The 17,887-nt window shown below is 60.6% G+C and carries 8 protein-coding genes; 4 read left to right on the plus strand and 4 right to left on the minus strand.

Annotated elements, in window-relative coordinates; genetic code table 11:
• The first annotated feature begins 166 nt into the window (after nucleotides 1-166).
• Both CYR55_RS13545 and CYR55_RS13550 read left to right on the plus strand, forming a co-directional pair.
• On the plus strand, nucleotides 167-8,743 hold the full coding sequence (locus tag CYR55_RS13545) for a GH36-type glycosyl hydrolase domain-containing protein (RefSeq protein ID WP_206604040.1): 8,577 nt from the start codon (nucleotides 167-169) through the stop codon (nucleotides 8,741-8,743).
• 323 nt (nucleotides 8,744-9,066) lie between these two features.
• Nucleotides 9,067-9,834 carry a DUF481 domain-containing protein gene (locus tag CYR55_RS13550; protein ID WP_101816732.1) on the plus strand — a complete coding sequence of 256 codons (768 nt, stop codon included), beginning with the start codon at nucleotides 9,067-9,069 and terminating at the stop codon, nucleotides 9,832-9,834.
• 186 nt (nucleotides 9,835-10,020) lie between these two features.
• Here the strand turns inward: CYR55_RS13550 and CYR55_RS13555 are convergent, their stop codons facing one another.
• Both CYR55_RS13555 and yeaG read right to left on the minus strand, forming a co-directional pair.
• Complete coding sequence (locus CYR55_RS13555) at nucleotides 10,021-11,298, minus strand: YeaH/YhbH family protein (RefSeq protein ID WP_101816655.1); 1,278 nt, start codon at nucleotides 11,296-11,298, stop codon at nucleotides 10,021-10,023.
• A 53-nt stretch (nucleotides 11,299-11,351) separates the two neighbouring features.
• Nucleotides 11,352-13,286 carry a protein kinase YeaG gene (yeaG, locus tag CYR55_RS13560; RefSeq protein WP_101816656.1) on the minus strand — a complete coding sequence of 645 codons (1,935 nt, stop codon included), beginning with the start codon at nucleotides 13,284-13,286 and terminating at the stop codon, nucleotides 11,352-11,354.
• Nucleotides 13,287-13,927: 641 nt separating this feature from the next.
• Between yeaG and CYR55_RS13565 the strand changes: the two genes are divergently transcribed.
• Complete coding sequence (locus CYR55_RS13565; protein ID WP_101816735.1) at nucleotides 13,928-14,641, plus strand: MipA/OmpV family protein; 714 nt, start codon at nucleotides 13,928-13,930, stop codon at nucleotides 14,639-14,641.
• Between the two features lie 117 nt (nucleotides 14,642-14,758).
• Complete coding sequence (locus CYR55_RS13570) at nucleotides 14,759-15,610, plus strand: aldo/keto reductase (RefSeq protein ID WP_101816657.1); 852 nt, start codon at nucleotides 14,759-14,761, stop codon at nucleotides 15,608-15,610.
• Between the two features lie 111 nt (nucleotides 15,611-15,721).
• On the opposite strand, the gene CYR55_RS13575 is transcribed toward CYR55_RS13570, so the two are convergent.
• Nucleotides 15,722-16,603: a D-hexose-6-phosphate mutarotase gene (locus CYR55_RS13575; RefSeq protein ID WP_101816658.1), complete on the minus strand. Its 882-nt coding sequence runs from the start codon at nucleotides 16,601-16,603 to the stop codon at nucleotides 15,722-15,724.
• Between the two features lie 101 nt (nucleotides 16,604-16,704).
• Nucleotides 16,705-17,700: a glyceraldehyde-3-phosphate dehydrogenase gene (gene gapA / locus CYR55_RS13580; RefSeq protein ID WP_165699593.1), complete on the minus strand. Its 996-nt coding sequence runs from the start codon at nucleotides 17,698-17,700 to the stop codon at nucleotides 16,705-16,707.
• Nucleotides 17,701-17,887 lie beyond the last annotated feature (187 nt).

A 17,887-nucleotide genomic window follows, 5' to 3' on the forward strand; every position in this document is an offset into this window, starting at 1 on the left:
CCTTTTTCACGCCGCCACCCCCCGATACGCCGTTGACCGGCCGTATTGCCGGGTTCCTTCAGGGCCAGATGCCCGCTCTTCACCTGTTTTGCTGCCGCCACCTTGCGCGGCGTGCGTCTTTTCCCGGCCTGTGGTTACGGCCCGGCGCATCCTGAAAGGAGAAAGTATGATGTTATCCGGATTACTGTTCACCAGCCGCGAAGGTCGCGGGCCATGGGGCGATCTCCGCCCGGTACGCGGTGAGATGTTCGGCATTGAACGGCTGGAGCAGCACGCGGCGTCGCTGGCGGCCGCGCAGCCGGTGACCGCCCGCCCGCAGGTGGTCAGGCCATTGCAGGCCCGGCTCGACCAGAACGCCGCCCTTTTGCTGGCGGCCTACCGTGACAGTGCAGAAGAACTGGCGCAGGGGCGTCAGGTGGTGCCGGCGGCCGAATGGCTGCTGGACAACTACCACCTGGTCGCGGCACAAATCACCGACATCCACCGCCATCTTCCGCCCGGCTATTACCGGCAGTTGCCGAAACTGGCGGACGGCCCGTTTACCGGTTACCCCCGGGTGTTCGGGCTGGCCTGGGCCTATGTGACGCACACCGACAGCCATGTTGACCCGGAGACCCTGCGCCGCTTTATTAACGCCTATCAGCAGGTTCAGCCCCTGACCATTGGCGAGCTGTGGGCGGTGGCGATCACGCTGCGGATTGTGTTGATTGAGAACCTGCGGCGGCTGGCGGAACAGATCACCCAGGGCCGCCGGGCGCGTGATGCTGCCGATCGGCTGAGCGCCCAGTTGATTACCGGCGAAGATGCCCTGATGGCCCTGGCGTCGGCGTCTGCCGCACTGGGCAACGCGCCGCTGCCGGAGCTGTACGCCGCGCAACTGGTGAAAAACCTGCGCGGCCAGGATCCGGAGACCACCCCGGCGCTGAGCTGGCTGGCGCACCGCCTGCAACAGCAGGGCACCACCCCGGATGAGGTGGTGCTGCATGCCCAGCAGCGGCTTGGGGCGTCGAACGTCTCGGTGCGCAATGTGATCACCAGTATGCGGATGATCTCCGATCTCGACTGGCCCGTGATGTTTGAGAGCGTGAGCCTGGTCGATCGCACCCTGCGGCAGGCCGGGACGTTTGCCGCGATGGATTTCCCGACCCGTAACCGCTACCGCAGCGCGATTGAACAGCTGGCACGCGGCTCCGGCCAGCCGGAGGGCGTGGTGGCGGCGGAGGCGGTGGCCCTGGCCGGCGCGCCCGGTGAAGCGCGATCGCAACAGCAGAACGAGCCGGGTTACTACCTGATTGACCACGGGCGCCATCAGCTGGAGGCGCAGATTGGTTTTACCCCGTCGCTTACCCTGCGGCTGCAGCGCGGCTTCCGGCGGATCGGGCTCACCGGCTACCTGCTGGCACAACTGGCGGTCACGGCCGCCGGGGGCGCGGCACTCTGGGCTGGGCTGGCCGCGCTGATGCCCGGCGGGTTCGGGGCGGCAGGCTGGGTTGCCCTGTTGCTGAGCCTGTTCCCCCTGAGCGGGCTGGCGGGCGTGCTGGTCAACCGTACGATCAACAGCCTGTTTGCCGCCAAACCGTTGCCGGCGATGGCCCTGGAACAGGGGGTGCCCGCCGCGCTGCGCAGCATGGTGGTGGTGCCGACCCTGCTGACGCGGGAAGAGGACATCAATGCGCAGATTGAACAGCTGGAGGTTCACTACCTGACCGGTATCTCCGGCGATCTGACCTTCGCTTTACTGACCGACGGCATGGACGCCGCGACCGAAACCACCCCGCAGGATGCCGCCCTGCTGGCGGGCGCCCGCCAGGCGGTGGCCGCCCTGAATGCGCGTCACGGGCCGGGAAGCCACGGGCCGCGTTTCCTGCTGTTGCACCGCCGCCGCCATTACAACCCGGCAGAAGGGGTGTGGATGGGCTGGGAGCGCAAACGCGGCAAACTGCATGAGCTGAACCGGCTGCTGCGCGGGGCCACAGATACCCATTTCATGGCAGAAGAGGGCAACGCCCCCTGGGTACCGCCGGAGGTACGCTACGTTATTACCCTGGATGCGGATACCCACCTGCCGCGTGAGGTGGCGCAAAAATTGATCGGTAAGATGGCCCACCCGCTGAACCAGCCCCGCTGGGACGCCGGGAATACGCATCTCATCTCCGGTTATGCAATCCTGCAACCCCGTGTCACCATGGCCCTGCCGATGGGCCGGGAGGGCTCACGTTACCAGCGTATTTTCGCCGGGCAGGGCGGCATTGACCCTTATGCGGCCGCGGTGTCGGACGTCTATCAGGATCTGTTTGGCGAAGGCTCCTACACCGGCAAGGGCATCTATGACGTGGATGCCTTTGAGCAGGCGCTGCACGGGCGCATCCCGGAAAACACCCTGCTGAGCCATGACCTGTTTGAAGGGGCCTGTGCCCGCGCCGGGCTGGCCTCGGATGTTGAGCTGGTCGAGGCCCCGCCTGCGCGCTATGACGTGATTGCCCGCCGCCAGCACCGCTGGACACGCGGTGACTGGCAGCTGTTGCCGTGGCTGGTGGGCAACGCCCCGGCCGGGGCAGAGACCCCCACCGGCCGGAGCGGGCTGGATGCGGTAGGCTGCTGGAAGATGATCGATAACCTGCGGCGTTCGCTGGTCACCCCGGCGTTGCTGCTGACCCTGGCCGCGGGCTGGACACTGCCGGCGGCCGCTGCCTGGCTGGTGACGTTGTCACTTCTGGCCGTTATGCTGTTAACGGCCATGGCCCCGCCGTGGTGGGAGGCGCTGTTGCGCAGCCGCCAACCGACGTTATCCGCGGCGGATAACCTGCGGATAATGAGGCAGGAGTGGGCGCTTTCCAGCCAGCAGGCGTTACTGACCCTCTGTTTGTTGCCGGATAACGCCTGGCGGATGCTGGATGCGATTGCCCGCACCCTTTACCGTCTGACGGTGTCACGCAAACACCTGCTGGAGTGGGTACCGGCGGCGCAGCTGGCCGCGCTCCCCTCGCCAACCTTTGCCGGTTTTTACCGGCTGATGATGCCCGGCACGTTGCTGGCCCTGGCGCTCTGCCTGCTGGCCGGGTGGGCCGCCCCCTGGAACAGTGCACTGATTCTGCTGTTTGGGGGGCTGTGGCTGGCCGCCCCGGCGATAGCCTGCTGGGTCAGCCGTGAACCGGCACATACCCGGCGGCTGGCGCTCAGCGCCGCTGACCGCCACGCGTTGCGCCTGATTGCCCGCCAGACCTGGCGCTATTTTGAAACCTATGTCACCGCCGCGGAACACTGGCTGCCGCCGGATAATTTTCAGGAGCAGCCTAAGCCGGTGATCGCCCACCGGACGTCGCCCACCAATATTGGCCTCTATCTGCTCTCCACCCTGGCAGCGCGTGATTTCGGCTGGACCGGGCTGGCGCGCACCGTTGCGCGGCTGGAAGCCACCTTCGGCACGCTGATGCAGATGCCGCGCCATAACGGCCACTTCCTGAACTGGTACGGCACCCGGGATTTACAGGTGCTGCAACCGGCCTATGTTTCCGCCGTGGACAGCGGCAACCTGGCCGGGCACCTGCTGGTGGTGGCGGCCGCCTGTGAAGCCTGGTGCAATCAGAGCGGGGTGGAGGATCCCTACAGTGCGGTGGACGACCACCTGCGGTTAATGGAACAGGCGTTGGCGGCTGAGCCGCTGCCTGCCGGCAACCCGGCGGAGACGTTCCACGCACAGCTGGCAGAGCTGCGCGCCGATCTGGCGCTGGAGGAACCCTGGCCGACTCTGTTAACGAAGCTGCTGCCGCTGAGCGAACCGCTGTTACAGGCGGCACGCCAGGTGGCTCCCATCACGCCGGACGGTGAAGAACCGCCGTTGCTGTTTGCCTGCCGGGCGCTCGATGACATGTTACAAGAGCACGACTACGATCGCCGCCGGCAGGACGGCTCACCGTGGCTGGCCCCGCGCTTACTGCGCCTGGCGCAACAGGCGCGCGATCTGGCCTATGGCATGGATTTCCGTTTCCTGGTCAATACCGACCGCCAGTTACTGTCCATCGGCTATTCCGTCGCGGATAACCAACTTGACAGCAGCTGTTATGACCTGCTGGCCTCCGAGGCGCGGCTGGCCAGCCTGTTTGCTATCGCCAAAGGGGATATTGCCACCCGGCACTGGTTCCGGCTGGGGCGCAACACCGTGCGGTTGCAGCACCAGGCGGCGCTGCTCTCCTGGTCCGGCTCGATGTTTGAGTATCTGATGCCGTCACTGGTGCTGCGTGCGCCGGAAGAGAGCCTGCTGGCGGAAACGAACCGCCTGGTGGTGGCGCAGCAACAGGCCTATGGCCGCCGCCTGGGCATTCCCTGGGGCATCTCTGAATCCGCGTATAATGCGCGGGATCTTGAGTTCACCTATCAATACTCCAACTTCGGCGTGCCGGGGCTGGGGCTGAAACGCGGGCTGGCCGAAAACACCGTGATCGCCCCCTATGCCAGCGGGCTGGCGTCAATGATCGACCCGGCCGGCGCGGCGGAGAACTACCGGCGCATGGCACGGTTGGGGGCTTATGGCCACTATGGCTTTTATGAGGCGCTCGACTTTACCCCCAGCCGCCTGCCGCGTGGTGAGCGGGTCGCGGTCGTCTACAACTACATGGCGCACCACCAGGGCATGACGCTGGTGGCGTTGGCCAATGTGCTGCACAACGGGCTGATGCGGGAACGCTTCCACCGGGAACCGGCCATTCAGTCGGTGGCGCTGCTGCTGCAGGAACGCCTGCCGCAGGCACCGGCGTCAGTGCGGCCGCTGGCCGATGAAGTGCGCGCTTCTGCCGGGAACGACGAGGAAGAGAGCGGGGCTTACCGCCACTTTACCGGCACCCCGCCGGGCGCGCCCGTTACCCATCTGCTTTCCAACGGTAACTATGCGGTGATGATCTCGGCCACCGGTGGCGGTTACAGCCGCTGGCACGACATCGCCGTGACCCGCTGGCGTGAGGACAGCACCCGGGACAACTGGGGATCGTTGATCCTGCTGCGCGACCTGCGCAGTGGCCGCATCTGGTCAGCCTGTGCTGCCCTGCAATCCCCGGATGAAACGCCGCAGGAGGGCGGCCGCCCGGCGCGCTTGCTGACGCCGTCACGCCGGACGCCACATCCTGACAACCACCATGCCGTGCTGTTCGGCGAGGATCACGCCGCCTTTACCCGCCACGAACAGCGGCTGATATCGCGGCTGGAGATGCTGGTCTCCGGCGAGGATGACAGCGAGGTGCGGCGCATTACCCTGACCAACCGTGGGCTGCGGCTCCGTGAGCTGGATTTGACCTCCTATATGGAGCTCGTCCTGACCCAGGCCGCTACCGATAATGCCCATACTGCGTTTGCCCGGATGTTTATCCAGACCGAGTTCCTGGCGGAGTATGGCGCGCTGATCGCGACCCGCCGCCGCCGCACACCGGATGAGCCGGTGATCTGGGCCGGGCATTTTGTGGTGGTGGAGGGCGATACGCATAATGAGATCGGCTATGAAACTGACCGCGCCCGCTTTATTGGTAACGGGTATTCGGTGCTGGAGGCGCAGGCCATGCAGCCGGAACAGCCGCTCTCCGGCACCACCGGCACCGTGCTTGATCCGATCTTTTCGCTGCGGCGCAAGGTCAGGGTCGGGGCCGGAAAAACGGTGCGGGTGGCATTCTGGACGGTGGTCGCCGGTTCACGTGAGGCCCTGCTCAGCCTGATTGACAAGCACCACGATCGCCACGCCTTTGACCGCGCCAAAACCCTGGCCTGGACAAAGGCGCAGGTGCAATTACGTCACCTGGCGGTGAAACACAGCGAAGCGGCCGATTTCCAGCGGCTGACCGCGCCGTTGCTGTATGCCGATCCGCGTTTTGGCTCATCGCCGGGGGAGATTATACGGGGGGCCGGGCCACAGGCAGAGTTGTGGCCGCTCTCCATCTCCGGCGATCTGCCGATTGTGTTGCTGCGTATTGATGACATCAGTGATATTGCCCAGGTCAAGCAGCTGTTGCGCGCCCACGAATACTGGCGGCTGAAGCTGCTGAGTGTCGATCTGGTGATCGTGAATGACCGCGCCTCCTCCTATATCCAGGATCTGCAGATAGCGATTGATACCGCCGTGCGCAGCAGTCAGTCACAGCCGCGTCTGGGGGCCGTGGTGCAGGGGCAGGTCTATACGCTGCGGGCAGATTTGATGAGCAGCACCGCCTATGCGCTGCTGGCCTCGGCGGCGCGGGTAGTGTTGCATGCCCGCAACGGGCCGCTGGATCGCCAGCTGGGCTTTATGCCGCCCGTGGCCCAGGAGGCGTATGCGGAAACCGCGACCTTCCATGGCCTGCCTGATCCCCTGCCGGACGATGAGGCACTGGAGTTTTTCAACGGCATCGGCGGCTTCGCCAACCAGGGGCGGGAGTATGTCTGCCGGCTCGAAGGCCGGAATATGCCCCCGCTCCCCTGGATTAATGTGGTGGCCAACCCCTCCTTTGGCTTCCAGGTCTCGGCACGCGGCAGCGGCTACACCTGGGCGGAAAACAGCCGGGATAACCAACTGACCCCCTGGAGTAACGATGCGGTCTGCGATCCTTCCGGCGAGGCCTTCTATCTCTTCGACCGGGAGAGCGGGGCCTTGTGGAGCCCGACCCAACAGCCGATTGATGACGGCGGCCGCTATGAGTCGCGCCATGGCTGGGGCTACAGCCGCTTCCGCCACCGCGCCAACCAGATTGAGACCACCCTGCTGCACTTTGTGCCGCTAGCGGATGCCGTGAAAATCTCACGGCTGACGGTGCGCAACCTCAGTAACCGGCGGCGCGTCATCCAGGTCACGGCTTATGCAGAGTGGGTGCTGGGCAGCCAGCGGGGGGCCAGTGCGCCGTTTGTGATAACCGACCGCGATGCCCGCAGCGGGGCCATCCGTGCCCGCAACCTGTGGGGCATGCAGTTTCCCGGCCGGGTGGCTTTCGGCTGCCTGCGTGAACAGGCCGAGGCCTCGACTGCCAGCCGGCGTGAGTTTCTCGGCCGTAATGGCCACACCGGCTCCCCGCTGGCGTTAATCAGCGGGGAGCCGCTCTCCGGGTTTACCGGCACGCGCACCGACCCCTGCTGTGCCTTGCAGCACACGCTGGACCTGCCGCCGGGCGGCAGTGCTGAGGTGGTATTCCTGCTCGGGCAGGGCAGCAATGAGGAGGACGCCCAGCGGCTGATTACCCATTACCGCCAAACCGATCTGGATGCGGTACTGCAGGAGGTCACTGCACACTGGCTGGAGGTCACCCAGGCGGTCCAGGTGCAGACCCCCGACCGGGCGATGGATATTTTGCTCAACGGCTGGCTGCTCTACCAGACGCGCGCCTGCCGCATTCAGGCCCGCTGCGGCTTCTACCAGACCAGCGGGGCCTATGGCTTCCGCGACCAGTTGCAGGACGGCATGGCACTGACCATGACCCGCCCGCACGAGACCCGGGCGCACATTCTGCGGGCAGCCGGGCGGCAGTTCCCGGAAGGGGATGTGCAGCACTGGTGGTTGCCGCATTCCGGCCAGGGGGTGCGTACCCGCATCTCTGATGACCGGGTCTGGCTGGCGTTTGCCACCGCAACCTATCTGGGCGTGACGCAGGATGAGGCGATCCTTGATGAAAGCCTGCCCTTCCTGGAGGGGCCGCCGCTGGCTGCCGACCAGCATGATGCTTTCCTGCAACCGGCGGTCTCCCTGCAGCAGGCGTCGCTGTTTGAACACTGCGCGCGTGGGTTGGACCAGTGCATCACGCTGACCGGCCAACACGGCCTGCCGCTGATCGGCACCGGTGACTGGAATGACGGCATGAACCGCGTGGGTGAGCAGGGCAAGGGGGAGAGCGTCTGGCTGGGGTGGCTGTTTATCCGGGCTGTCGCGCTGTTTGCACCCTATGCCCGCCGTTACGATGCGCCGCGTGCGGCGCGCTGGGAGGCCCATGCGCAGGCGGTGTTGAATGCGATTGAAACCCATGCCTGGGATGGCGAGTGGTACCGTCGTGCCACCTTTGATGACGGCACCTGGCTGGGCAGCCAACAGAGCGAGGAGTGCCGGATAGATGCCATTGCCCAGAGCTGGGCGGTGCTCTCCGGCAAGGCTGACCCGGTGCGGATGCGCCGCGCCATGGCCTCGCTGTCGCAACAGCTGATCCTGCCGGACGCAGGGTTATCGCTGCTGTTTACCCCGCCGTTTGACCAGACGGCGCACGATCCCGGCTACATCAAGGGGTATCCGCCCGGCCTGCGGGAAAATGGCGGGCAATATACCCACGCGGCGATGTGGAATATCCTCGCCTATGCGGCCCTGGGCGACAGCCAGCGCGCGGCCTCACTCTTCTCGCTGCTGAACCCGATTCACCACAGCGCCACTGCGCAGCAGGTGGCAACCTATCAGGTCGAGCCGTATGTGATGGCGGCCGATGTCTACTCCGTGGCACCCCATCAGGGGCGGGGCGGCTGGACCTGGTATACCGGCTCGGCAGGCTGGATGTACCGGGCCGGGCTTGAGGGCATTCTCGGTCTGACCCGGGCGGGTGATACGTTGATACTGAACCCCTGCCTGCCCGTGGCCTGGCCGGGGGCAACGCTGACCGTCATGCTTGGCCGGCGGCATTGCCGGATCGCGCTCCATAACCAGCGGTATGGGCAGCGCCACGCAACGCTGGATGATGCGCCGCTGGCCTGGGCTGCGGGAGAAAAACTGGTGATTCCGCTGACCGACGGCGATCACCAGGTGGTGGTTTTTCTGTAACCCGTCGCGGCAGGCGTAAATTGTCCTGTAAAGGGCAGGGGGAATAACATCCCTCTGCCCTTATTATTGCTGGCAGGAAAAGAACGGGCGTGTTTATTATTTAACCAGTCAAGATGATGGTGTGTAAAAATTAAGTCAAATTCTGTCTCAGAACCGGCGATTAATTAAGAATAATCTAAAAAGAACCGTAATTTACATTATTCGGTATAATCTGCGGTATATTCCGGCATTGACTTTATCCGGGCGAAAATTTGAAAATAAGCGCCGCGCAGGCCGGGCCTGTGGATATATTTTTATACTGCCGTTTTTTTATTGGGGAAGACATGATTGCCAGTCGGGTTTTACGTTCATTACCACGCTACGCCTTAGTGTGTGGTGCCACGCTGTTCAGCGTTAACAGCTTTGCGGACAGCACACTCTTTACGGCGCTGGACGATCCCTCCACCGCGAAAAAGACCTTTGAAGGCAACGTGCAGGCGGGCTACAGCGCCCAGACCGGCAACACCAAAAACTCCGTGCTGAGCGCGGACACCACCATGACCTGGTTCCACCCGGATACTGCCTACAGCCTGTGGGGCTCGGCGCGCAACGCCTCCTCCAACGATGAGCGCTCCTCCGAGAAGTACCAGCTCGGCGGCCGTACCCGCTACAACCTGTCTGCTGACAACTACCTGTTTGGCCAGGCGAGCTGGCTGAGCGACCGTTACAACGGCTACCGCTCCCGCAGCGTGGCGACCTTAGGTTACGGCCGCCAGATCCTGAACGGCCCGGTACACACGCTGCGCATGGAAGCCGGTCCGGGTGTGCGCCATGACGAATTCCAGCAGGGCGGCAACCAGACCCGCGCCCTGGCCTACGGCGCATTGACCTATGACTACCAGCTCTCTGACAACGCCAAATTCACCCAGGCCCTGTCGGTGCTGGCAAACGACGAAACCACCTTCAACTCCGAAACGGCGCTGAACGTGGCCATCAATAAATCGTTCGCCCTGAAGCTGGCTTATAACGTTACCTATAACACCGAACCGCCGGCCAGCGCGCCGGAAAAAACCGACACCACCACCACCGTGTCGCTGGTGTACAACCTGTAATTGCCCTGGGCTGTCATTGCCCTGGGACAATAAACGCAAAAACCGCCGCGGAAACCGGCGGTTTTTTTATGGGCGGCCCGCCGCCGGGCGGAAAATGCAGGCGGGTAAGCCGGGGGCAGGAAATAAAAAAACCGGCGTCTGTGCGCCGGTTTTTTAATGGTTAACCCGTTGGCCGGGCGGCAAAAATTAATTATCTACCGTCTGGCGGTGGAACAATTCGCGGAACACCGGATAAATATCTGACTGTTCACGGATATGCTGCATGGCAAAATTATCAAACTTCGCCTGCAACGCCTCATATTCCCGCCACAATGTCTGGTGGGCGCGGCGGGTTATTTCGATATAGCTGTAATAACGCACCATCGGCAATATTTTCTTCGCCAGCAATTCATGGCAGAGCGGGGAGTCGTCCGCCCAGTTATCGCCGTCTGACGCCTGCGCCGCATAGATATTCCACTGCGCCGGGTCGTAACGCTCCTGCACCACATCATCCATGAGTTTCAGGGCGCTGGAGACTATGGTGCCGCCGGTTTCCTGCGAGTAGAAGAACTCCTGTTCATCCACCTCTTTGGCCTGGGTATGGTGACGGATATAGACCACATCCACGTTTTTATAAGTGCGGCTCAGGAACAGGTAGAGCAGGATATAAAAGCGTTTCGCCATGTCCTTGGTGGCCTGGTCCATGGAGCCGGAGACATCCATCAGGCAGAACATCACCGCCTGGCTGGAGGGTTCCGGCCGTTTCTCGTAGTTCTTGTAACGCAGATCGAAGGTGTCAATAAACGGCACCCGCGCGATCTTCTGGCGCAGTTCCGCAATCTCTTTACGCAGCCGCTCCTCTTCCAGCAACTGCACCGGTTCCTGGTTTTCCAGCTCGGTGAGATCGGTCTCCAGCGCTTTCAGTTCGCGGCGTTTACCGGCCGTCATGGCGGTGCGGCGCGCCAGGGAATTCTGGAGCGAACGCACCACGCTGATGTTGGCAGGCACCCCGTTGGAGGTGTAGCCCGCCCGGTGGGTTTTGAATTCATTCAGCTGCTTATACTGATTTTTCTTCAGGTTCGGCAGCGCCAGATCCTCAAACAGCAGATCGAGGTACTCATCTTTGGAGATCTGGAAAACAAACTCATCCTGGCCTTCGCCATCCTGGCCGGCATTGCCATGGCCGCTGCCGCTGCCGCCCCCGCCTCCTTGGGGGCGTTCGATCCGGTCATTCTGTACAAAGTGGTCGTTCCCCGGATGGACACGGTGGCGCCGGCCACCCCGCCCCTGATGGAACATCGGTTCATTGATATCATCCGTGGGGATCGACACTGACTCCCCACTCTCCACATCGGTTACCGAACGCTTGTTGATGGCTTCAGCAATCGACTGTTTGATTTGCGACTTATAGCGGCGTAAAAAGCGCTGGCGGTTCACCATACTCTTGTTCTTGCCGTTCAGCCGTCGGTCAATAAAGTAGCCCATATCTCCCCCAAACGACGTTGCCCTGCCTCTTTATGATGACATGGCCGCTGCGGTTATGATGATTTCCTGACCCGCAGATACCATTCGCACAGCAGGCGCACCTGTTTGCGCGTATACCCTTTCTCCATCATCCGGTCGACAAAGTCATCGTGTTTCTTCTGCTCATCGGTCGAGGTTTTGGCGTTGAACGAGATAACCGGCAGCAACTCCTCGGTATTGGAGAACATTTTCTTCTCAATAACCGTGCGCAATTTTTCATAGCTGGTCCAGTTCGGGTTGCGGCCGCTGTTGTTGGCGCGGGCGCGCAGCACAAAATTGACGATCTCATTGCGGAAGTCTTTCGGGTTGCTGATACCCGCCGGTTTTTCAATCTTCTCCAGTTCGGCGTTGAGGGATTCACGGTCAAACAGCTGGCCGGTGTCCGGGTCGCGGTACTCCTGATCCTGGATCCAGAAGTCAGCGTACGTCACATAGCGGTCAAAGATGTTCTGGCCGTACTCGGAGTAGGACTCCAGGTACGCCGTCTGGATCTCTTTGCCGATGAACTCCGCGTATTTCGGGATCAGGTAACCTTTCAGGTGCTCCAGGTATTTCTCGGCCAGATCCTGCGGGAACTGTTCGCGCTCAATCTGCTGCTCCAGTACATAGAACAGGTGTACCGGGTTAGCCGCCACCTCGACATGGTCAAAGTTAAAGACCCGTGACAGGATCTTAAAGGCGAAACGGGTTGAGAGGCCGTTCATCCCTTCATCCACCCCGGCGTAGTCGCGGTATTCCTGATACGACTTGGCCTTGGGATCGGTGTCTTTCAGGCTTTCACCGTCATAGACGCGCATCTTGGAGTAGGTGCTGGAGTTTTCCGGCTCTTTCAGGCGCGACAGAATGGAGAAGCGCGCCAGGGTTTCCAGGGTGCCCGGCGCGCACGGCGCGTGGGTCAGCTCGCTGTGGTTAAGCAGCTTGTCGTAGATCTTGATCTCTTCCGAGACGCGCAGGCAGTAGGGCACCTTGACGATATAGACGCGGTCGAGGAAGGCTTCGTTGTTCTTGTTGTTGCGGAACTGCACCCACTCCGATTCGTTGGAGTGCGCCAAAATAATGCCGTTGAACGGCAGGGCAGAGATCCCTTCCGTACCGTTGTAGTTCCCCTCCTGGGTGGCGGTCAGCAACGGGTGCAGCACTTTGATCGGGGCCTTGAACATCTCCACAAATTCCATGATGCCCTGGTTGGCGCGGCAGAGCGCACCGGAGTAGCCGTAGGCGTCCGGGTCGTTCTGGGCGTGGTTTTCCAGTTTGCGGATATCCACTTTCCCTACCAGCGCGGAGATATCCTGGTTATTCTCATCACCGGGTTCGGTCTTGGCGATGGCGATCTGTTCCAGAATGGATGGCCAGACTTTCACTACCCTGAATTTGGTGATGTCGCCACCGAACTCATGCAGGCGTTTCGCAGCCCACGGCGACATGATGGTCCCGAGGTAGCGGGTCGGGATGTTGTACTCTTTTTCCAGGATATTGGCATCTTCCTGTGGGTTGAACAGGCACAGGGGATGGTCGTTGACCGGGCTGCGCTCGCCGTTGGCACTGAGCACATAAATGGGAACCCGTTGCATCAACGCTTTCAGACGCTCAGCCAGTGACGATTTACCGCCACCCACCGGCCCCAATAAGTAGAGGATCTGTTTCTTCTCTTCCAGGCCCTGCGCAGCATGTTTGAGGTAAGCGACGATTTGCTCAATCGCCTCTTCCATTCCGTAGAACTCTTCAAACGCCGGGTAACGGGCGACTACACGGTTGGAAAACAGGCGGGATAAGCGTGACTCAAGCGCGGTGTCTACCATGACTGGTTCACCGATGGCCGTGAGCAGGCGTTCCGCCGCGTTGGCATAAGCACTGCGATCTTGCCGGCAAATGGTAAGAAATTCCTGCAGTGTGAACTCTTCGTCCTTGGCAGCTTCATAGCGCTGACGGTAGTGGTCAAATATGTTCATAGCGATGCCCGTCCTGTTGTTTTGGTTGGGAACAAAAATTAAGAGCTTCTCTTTTTTGAGTAAAATAATGAAACTCTTACCTTATTGTTATGGACGGCTATCGGCTAAAGAGCAAGTGGCTTTTCCGGCGATAAAATAGGCGGGTTGCTGATTAAATCAGCAAAAAATGGTTACTAAAGCTGCAATTTATCAGGTTTACAGTGGATAGCTCCGAGATATCATCCTTATTTATGGAAATACGCTGACCAATCGAAAGATTCTTTAGTGCGTAAATTTTTAGGCGGACACCAGTTTAGCGGCCTTCATCACACCCGGTTTGAAGCCCTTGTGTTTAGGATTCTTCTTAGGTCGCGGTTGCGCTTATCCGGGGCAAGCCAAGCGGCACAAGGGCTGCAGGCGAAAAGCGCGATCTGCATGACCGGTTTACCGGCACGCTGTAACCTATAACAGGTGGGTGACAACCTGATGACACCGTTTTTACCGCTTTTTTACGCCCGCCTTTTCCGTTTTTTTAGTAAAGGGTGCCGTGGAGGCATCCTCTGTTCGCACACTCATTCAGTTTGTCTTAAAATCCTTGAGGATTTATTGATGACATTAATGGATGAAGTGTGAAAATTACTCGTTTAGCCTTGTTACCCTTGATGACCGGCCTCTTGTGCAGCCAGATGGCGACCGCCGGTACCCTCTCCCTCGGCGCAGGCGCGCTGGTCAGCCCTGACCCTTACCGCAGTAATCAGGACCGCGTTACCCCGGTGCCGGTGATTAACTATGAAGGGGAGAATTTCTTCTTCCGCAGCCTGATGGCCGGCTACTACCTGTGGAAAGATGACACCCACCAGCTCAGCCTCAACGCCTTCTATTCGCCGCTGCACTTCTCCCCAGGAGACAGCGACAATGACGAAATGAAGCATTTAAGCAAGCGTCGCAGTACGGTAATGGCCGGGCTGGGTTACACCTATAACGCGCAGTGGGGCAGCATCCGCACGCTGTTCTCCGGCGATGTGCTGGACAACAGCAATGGGCTGGTGGGGGATGTCGCGTACCTCTACCGTTTCCGCCAGGATAACTGGAGCCTGACGCCAGGCGTGGGTGTGACCTGGAACAGCAAAAACCAGAATAACTACTACTACGGCATCGATAATGCGGAAGCACGCCGCAGCGGCCTTGACAGCTACCACCCGGATGACAGCTTCGCCCCTTATGCTGAGTTGTCTGCCAATTATCAGTTCGCGCCGCAGTGGAATGCGTTTGCCATGGCGCGTTATGTGCGCCTGGCGGATGAGGTCAAAAACAGCCCGATGGTGGACAAATCCTGGACCGGCGTGCTCTGGGCCGGGGCAACCTACACCTTCTGATACCGGGCGGTGTCAGTGGCAGTCATGCAAACGGGGCGCAGGCCCCGTTTTTTATTGCTACGCTTCACCTTTCCCCGGCCAATGGCCGGGCGGATACGCTGAAATGGAGGATATGCTATGGCAGAGCACGTTTTACTTCCCGACGGCACCCGCGTGCCGGCCATCGGGCAGGGCACCTGGTACATGGGCGAAAACCCCTCGCAACGGGCGGCGGAGGTTCGCGCCCTGCAACAGGGGCTGGATGCGGGCATGACGCTGATTGATACCGCCGAAATGTATGCCGACGGCGGGGCCGAGCAGGTGGTGGGCGAGGCGATCGCCGGGCGGCGCAATCAGGTATTTCTGGTGTCGAAAGTCTACCCACACCATGCGGGCGGGGAAAAGGCGGTCACTGCCTGTGAAAATAGCCTGAAACGGCTCGGCACCGAGCAGATCGATCTCTATCTGTTGCACTGGCGCGGCGGTTTTGGGCTGGATGAAACCATTGAGGCGATGGAGACCCTGCAACGCAGCGGCAAAATTGCGCGCTGGGGCGTCTCTAATCTGGACACCGCCGACATGGAGGAGCTATGGCAACTGCCCGGCGGTGACCAGTGCCAGACCAACCAGGTGCTGTACCATGCCGCCTCGCGCGGGATTGAGTATGACTTGCTGCCGTGGTGCCGGGCGCATGCGCTGCCGGTGATGGCCTACTGCCCGCTGGCGCAGGCCGGGAACTTGCGGCATCGCCTGCTCGACGACAGCACCGTTGCCCGGCTGGCCACCGAACATGGCGTGAGCAGTGCAGAAATCGCGCTGGCGTGGGTTACCCGCAGCGGTGGGGTGATTGCTATTCCCAAAGCGGTACAGCCGCAGCACGTGGCGCAGAATGCGCGCGCCCTGACGCTGACGCTCTCACCGGATGACCTGGCAGCGCTCGATCAGGCGTTTCCGCCGCCGTCCCGCAAGCTACCGCTGGATATCGTATGAGGTGAAAAGGAGCCGGGCGGCTCCTTTTTATCAGGCAGATTTTGTGTCAGGAAAACCTTTTCTCAGGCAAACCTCGTCTCAGGCAAACCTTTTCGCAGGTAAACAGCAGGATTATGCCTGGTTCAAGGCGCGCACCCGCAGCGTGGTGGCAAGGCGCGCCGGTTCGCCCGGCTTGCTGACCTGCGGCGTGCTGACGCAGCCGGTTTCCACGCAGACCATGGTTTTATAGCCGTCATCCGTCATGTCACCCATGCTGGTGGAGAGTGCCACACCGGGGTTCCAGGCGATCACATCACTGTGGTGATGGTGCTCAACCTCAATTTCACGGTTCAGGCCTGGGTCAACAATGGTGCTGACCGCCTGCGGCTGGGTATAAACGCGGTCGGTACGGCCGGTAAACACCAGCTCGCCCTGATGCTCGCCTTCCGCGCCATCCAGCACTTTATCAATGTAGCGGCTGCCCAGCCCGCGCACGGCCACGGTGTCGATGTCACCGATCCGGAAATAGCTGTGCAGCGCGGCGGTGGTGGTGAAATCACCGGTGGACTCCAGCTCAATACGGCACTCCACGCCCAGCGTGAAGCGTGCCACCAGGGTAAAGGCGTGCGGCCAGAGTGCCTGGGTTTGCGGATTATCCGTCAGGGTAAAGGTCAGCGTGACGCCTTCACCATTTTCCGTGTGGCTGCTCAGTTCCCACGGAATATTGCGCGCAAAGCCATGCGACGGCGTGCCCGCCGGGCCGAACCACGGCCAGCAGATCGGTACGCCACCGCGGATGGCCGTGCCCGGCTCATAGGCGGAGTTGCCGCTGAGCCAGATAACCGGCTGTTCGCCCGCAGGCTGCCATGCCAGCAGATGCGCGCCCTGCAAGGTGATGGCGGCACGGCAGGCGGGGTGATCCACCACGATGGCCGGCAACTGGCCGATCTGGCGTTCGCTGAGGGTAGGGGTGATCTGTTGTGTTACGGGAAGGGTAAAAATATTCTCATTCATGATCGTGGCCTTCTTAACAGGAAAAATGCCCGGTGTAGAAACCGTACCCAATAAAAAAGGCGACTCAACGTCGCCTTTTCTTACTCTGCTCTGATGCGCACTTATTTGGAGATGTGGGCAATCAGGTCCAGAACTTTGTTGGAGTAGCCGGTTTCGTTGTCGTACCAGGAAACCAGTTTCACAAAGTTGTCGTTCAGGGCGATACCGGCTTTCGCGTCGAACACGGAAGTCAGTTTTTCGCCGTTGAAGTCAGTGGATACCACTTCGTCTTCGGTGTAACCCAGAACGCCTTTCAGCTCGCCTTCTGCAGCCGCTTTAATCGCGTCACAGATTTGCTGATAGGTCGCCGGTTTTTCCAGACGGGCAGTCAGGTCAACCACGGAAACGTTGGTGGTCGGAACGCGGAACGCCATACCGGTCAGTTTGCCGTTCAGCTCAGGGATCACTTTACCTACCGCTTTAGCTGCACCGGTAGAGGAAGGGATGATGTTCTGAGATGCGCCGCGGCCGCCGCGCCAGTCTTTGTGGGACGGGCCGTCAACGGTTTTCTGAGTCGCAGTGGTAGCGTGAACGGTGGTCATCAGTGCTTCAACGATACCGAAGTTGTCGTTGATGACTTTAGCCAGCGGTGCCAGGCAGTTGGTGGTGCAAGAGGCGTTGGAAACGATCTCCTGACCTTCGTAAGACTTGTGGTTCACCCCCATCACGAACATCGGGGTGTTGTCTTTGGACGGGCCGGTCAGAACAACTTTCTTGGCACCCGCGGTGATGTGCTTACGCGCGGTTTCGTCAGTCAGGAAGATACCGGTCGCTTCTGCTACCACGTCAACGTTGACTTCGTCCCACTTCAGGTTAGCCGGATCTTTTTCAGAGGTACAACGAATGGTTTTGCCGTTCACAACCAGGTGACCGTCTTTAACTTCAACAGTCCCGTTGAAACGACCATGCGTAGAGTCATACTTCAGCATGTAAGCCATGTACTCTGCATCCAACAGGTCGTTGATTGCCACGATCTCAACATCAGAACGCTCTTGAGCAGCACGGAAAACAATGCGGCCGATACGGCCAAAACCGTTGATACCTACTTTGATAGTCATATATTCCACCAGCTATTTGTTAGTGAATAAAAGGTTGGTTGTAAAATTACAAAAACCTTATCAAGCGTCAAGCGGAATCGTGTCAATTGTTGCTATAAGTCAAAGCTGCCAGCATTAATCGCACGCTTATCACCCATTCCGTTTTCTGCCGTCTCTCTGGTCACATGGGGGCGGTGAACCCCTGTCT

The sequence above is a fragment of the Chimaeribacter californicus genome, assembly GCF_002858675.1.
Lineage (GTDB): Bacteria > Pseudomonadota > Gammaproteobacteria > Enterobacterales > Enterobacteriaceae > Chimaeribacter > Chimaeribacter californicus.

Bases quoted from the DNA above. Each gene is read 5' to 3' on its own strand.
- CYR55_RS13545 (WP_206604040.1), top strand. From the start codon at position 167: ATGATGTTATCCGGATTACTGTTCACCAGCCGCGAAGGTCGCGGGCCA.
- CYR55_RS13550 (WP_101816732.1), top strand. From the start codon at position 9,067: ATGATTGCCAGTCGGGTTTTACGTTCATTACCACGCTACGCCTTAGTG.
- CYR55_RS13555 (WP_101816655.1), bottom strand. From the start codon at position 11,298: ATGGGCTACTTTATTGACCGACGGCTGAACGGCAAGAACAAGAGTATG.
- yeaG (WP_101816656.1), bottom strand. From the start codon at position 13,286: ATGAACATATTTGACCACTACCGTCAGCGCTATGAAGCTGCCAAGGAC.
- CYR55_RS13565 (WP_101816735.1), top strand. From the start codon at position 13,928: ATGACCGGCCTCTTGTGCAGCCAGATGGCGACCGCCGGTACCCTCTCC.
- CYR55_RS13570 (WP_101816657.1), top strand. From the start codon at position 14,759: ATGGCAGAGCACGTTTTACTTCCCGACGGCACCCGCGTGCCGGCCATC.
- CYR55_RS13575 (WP_101816658.1), bottom strand. From the start codon at position 16,603: ATGAATGAGAATATTTTTACCCTTCCCGTAACACAACAGATCACCCCT.
- gapA (WP_165699593.1), bottom strand. From the start codon at position 17,700: ATGACTATCAAAGTAGGTATCAACGGTTTTGGCCGTATCGGCCGCATT.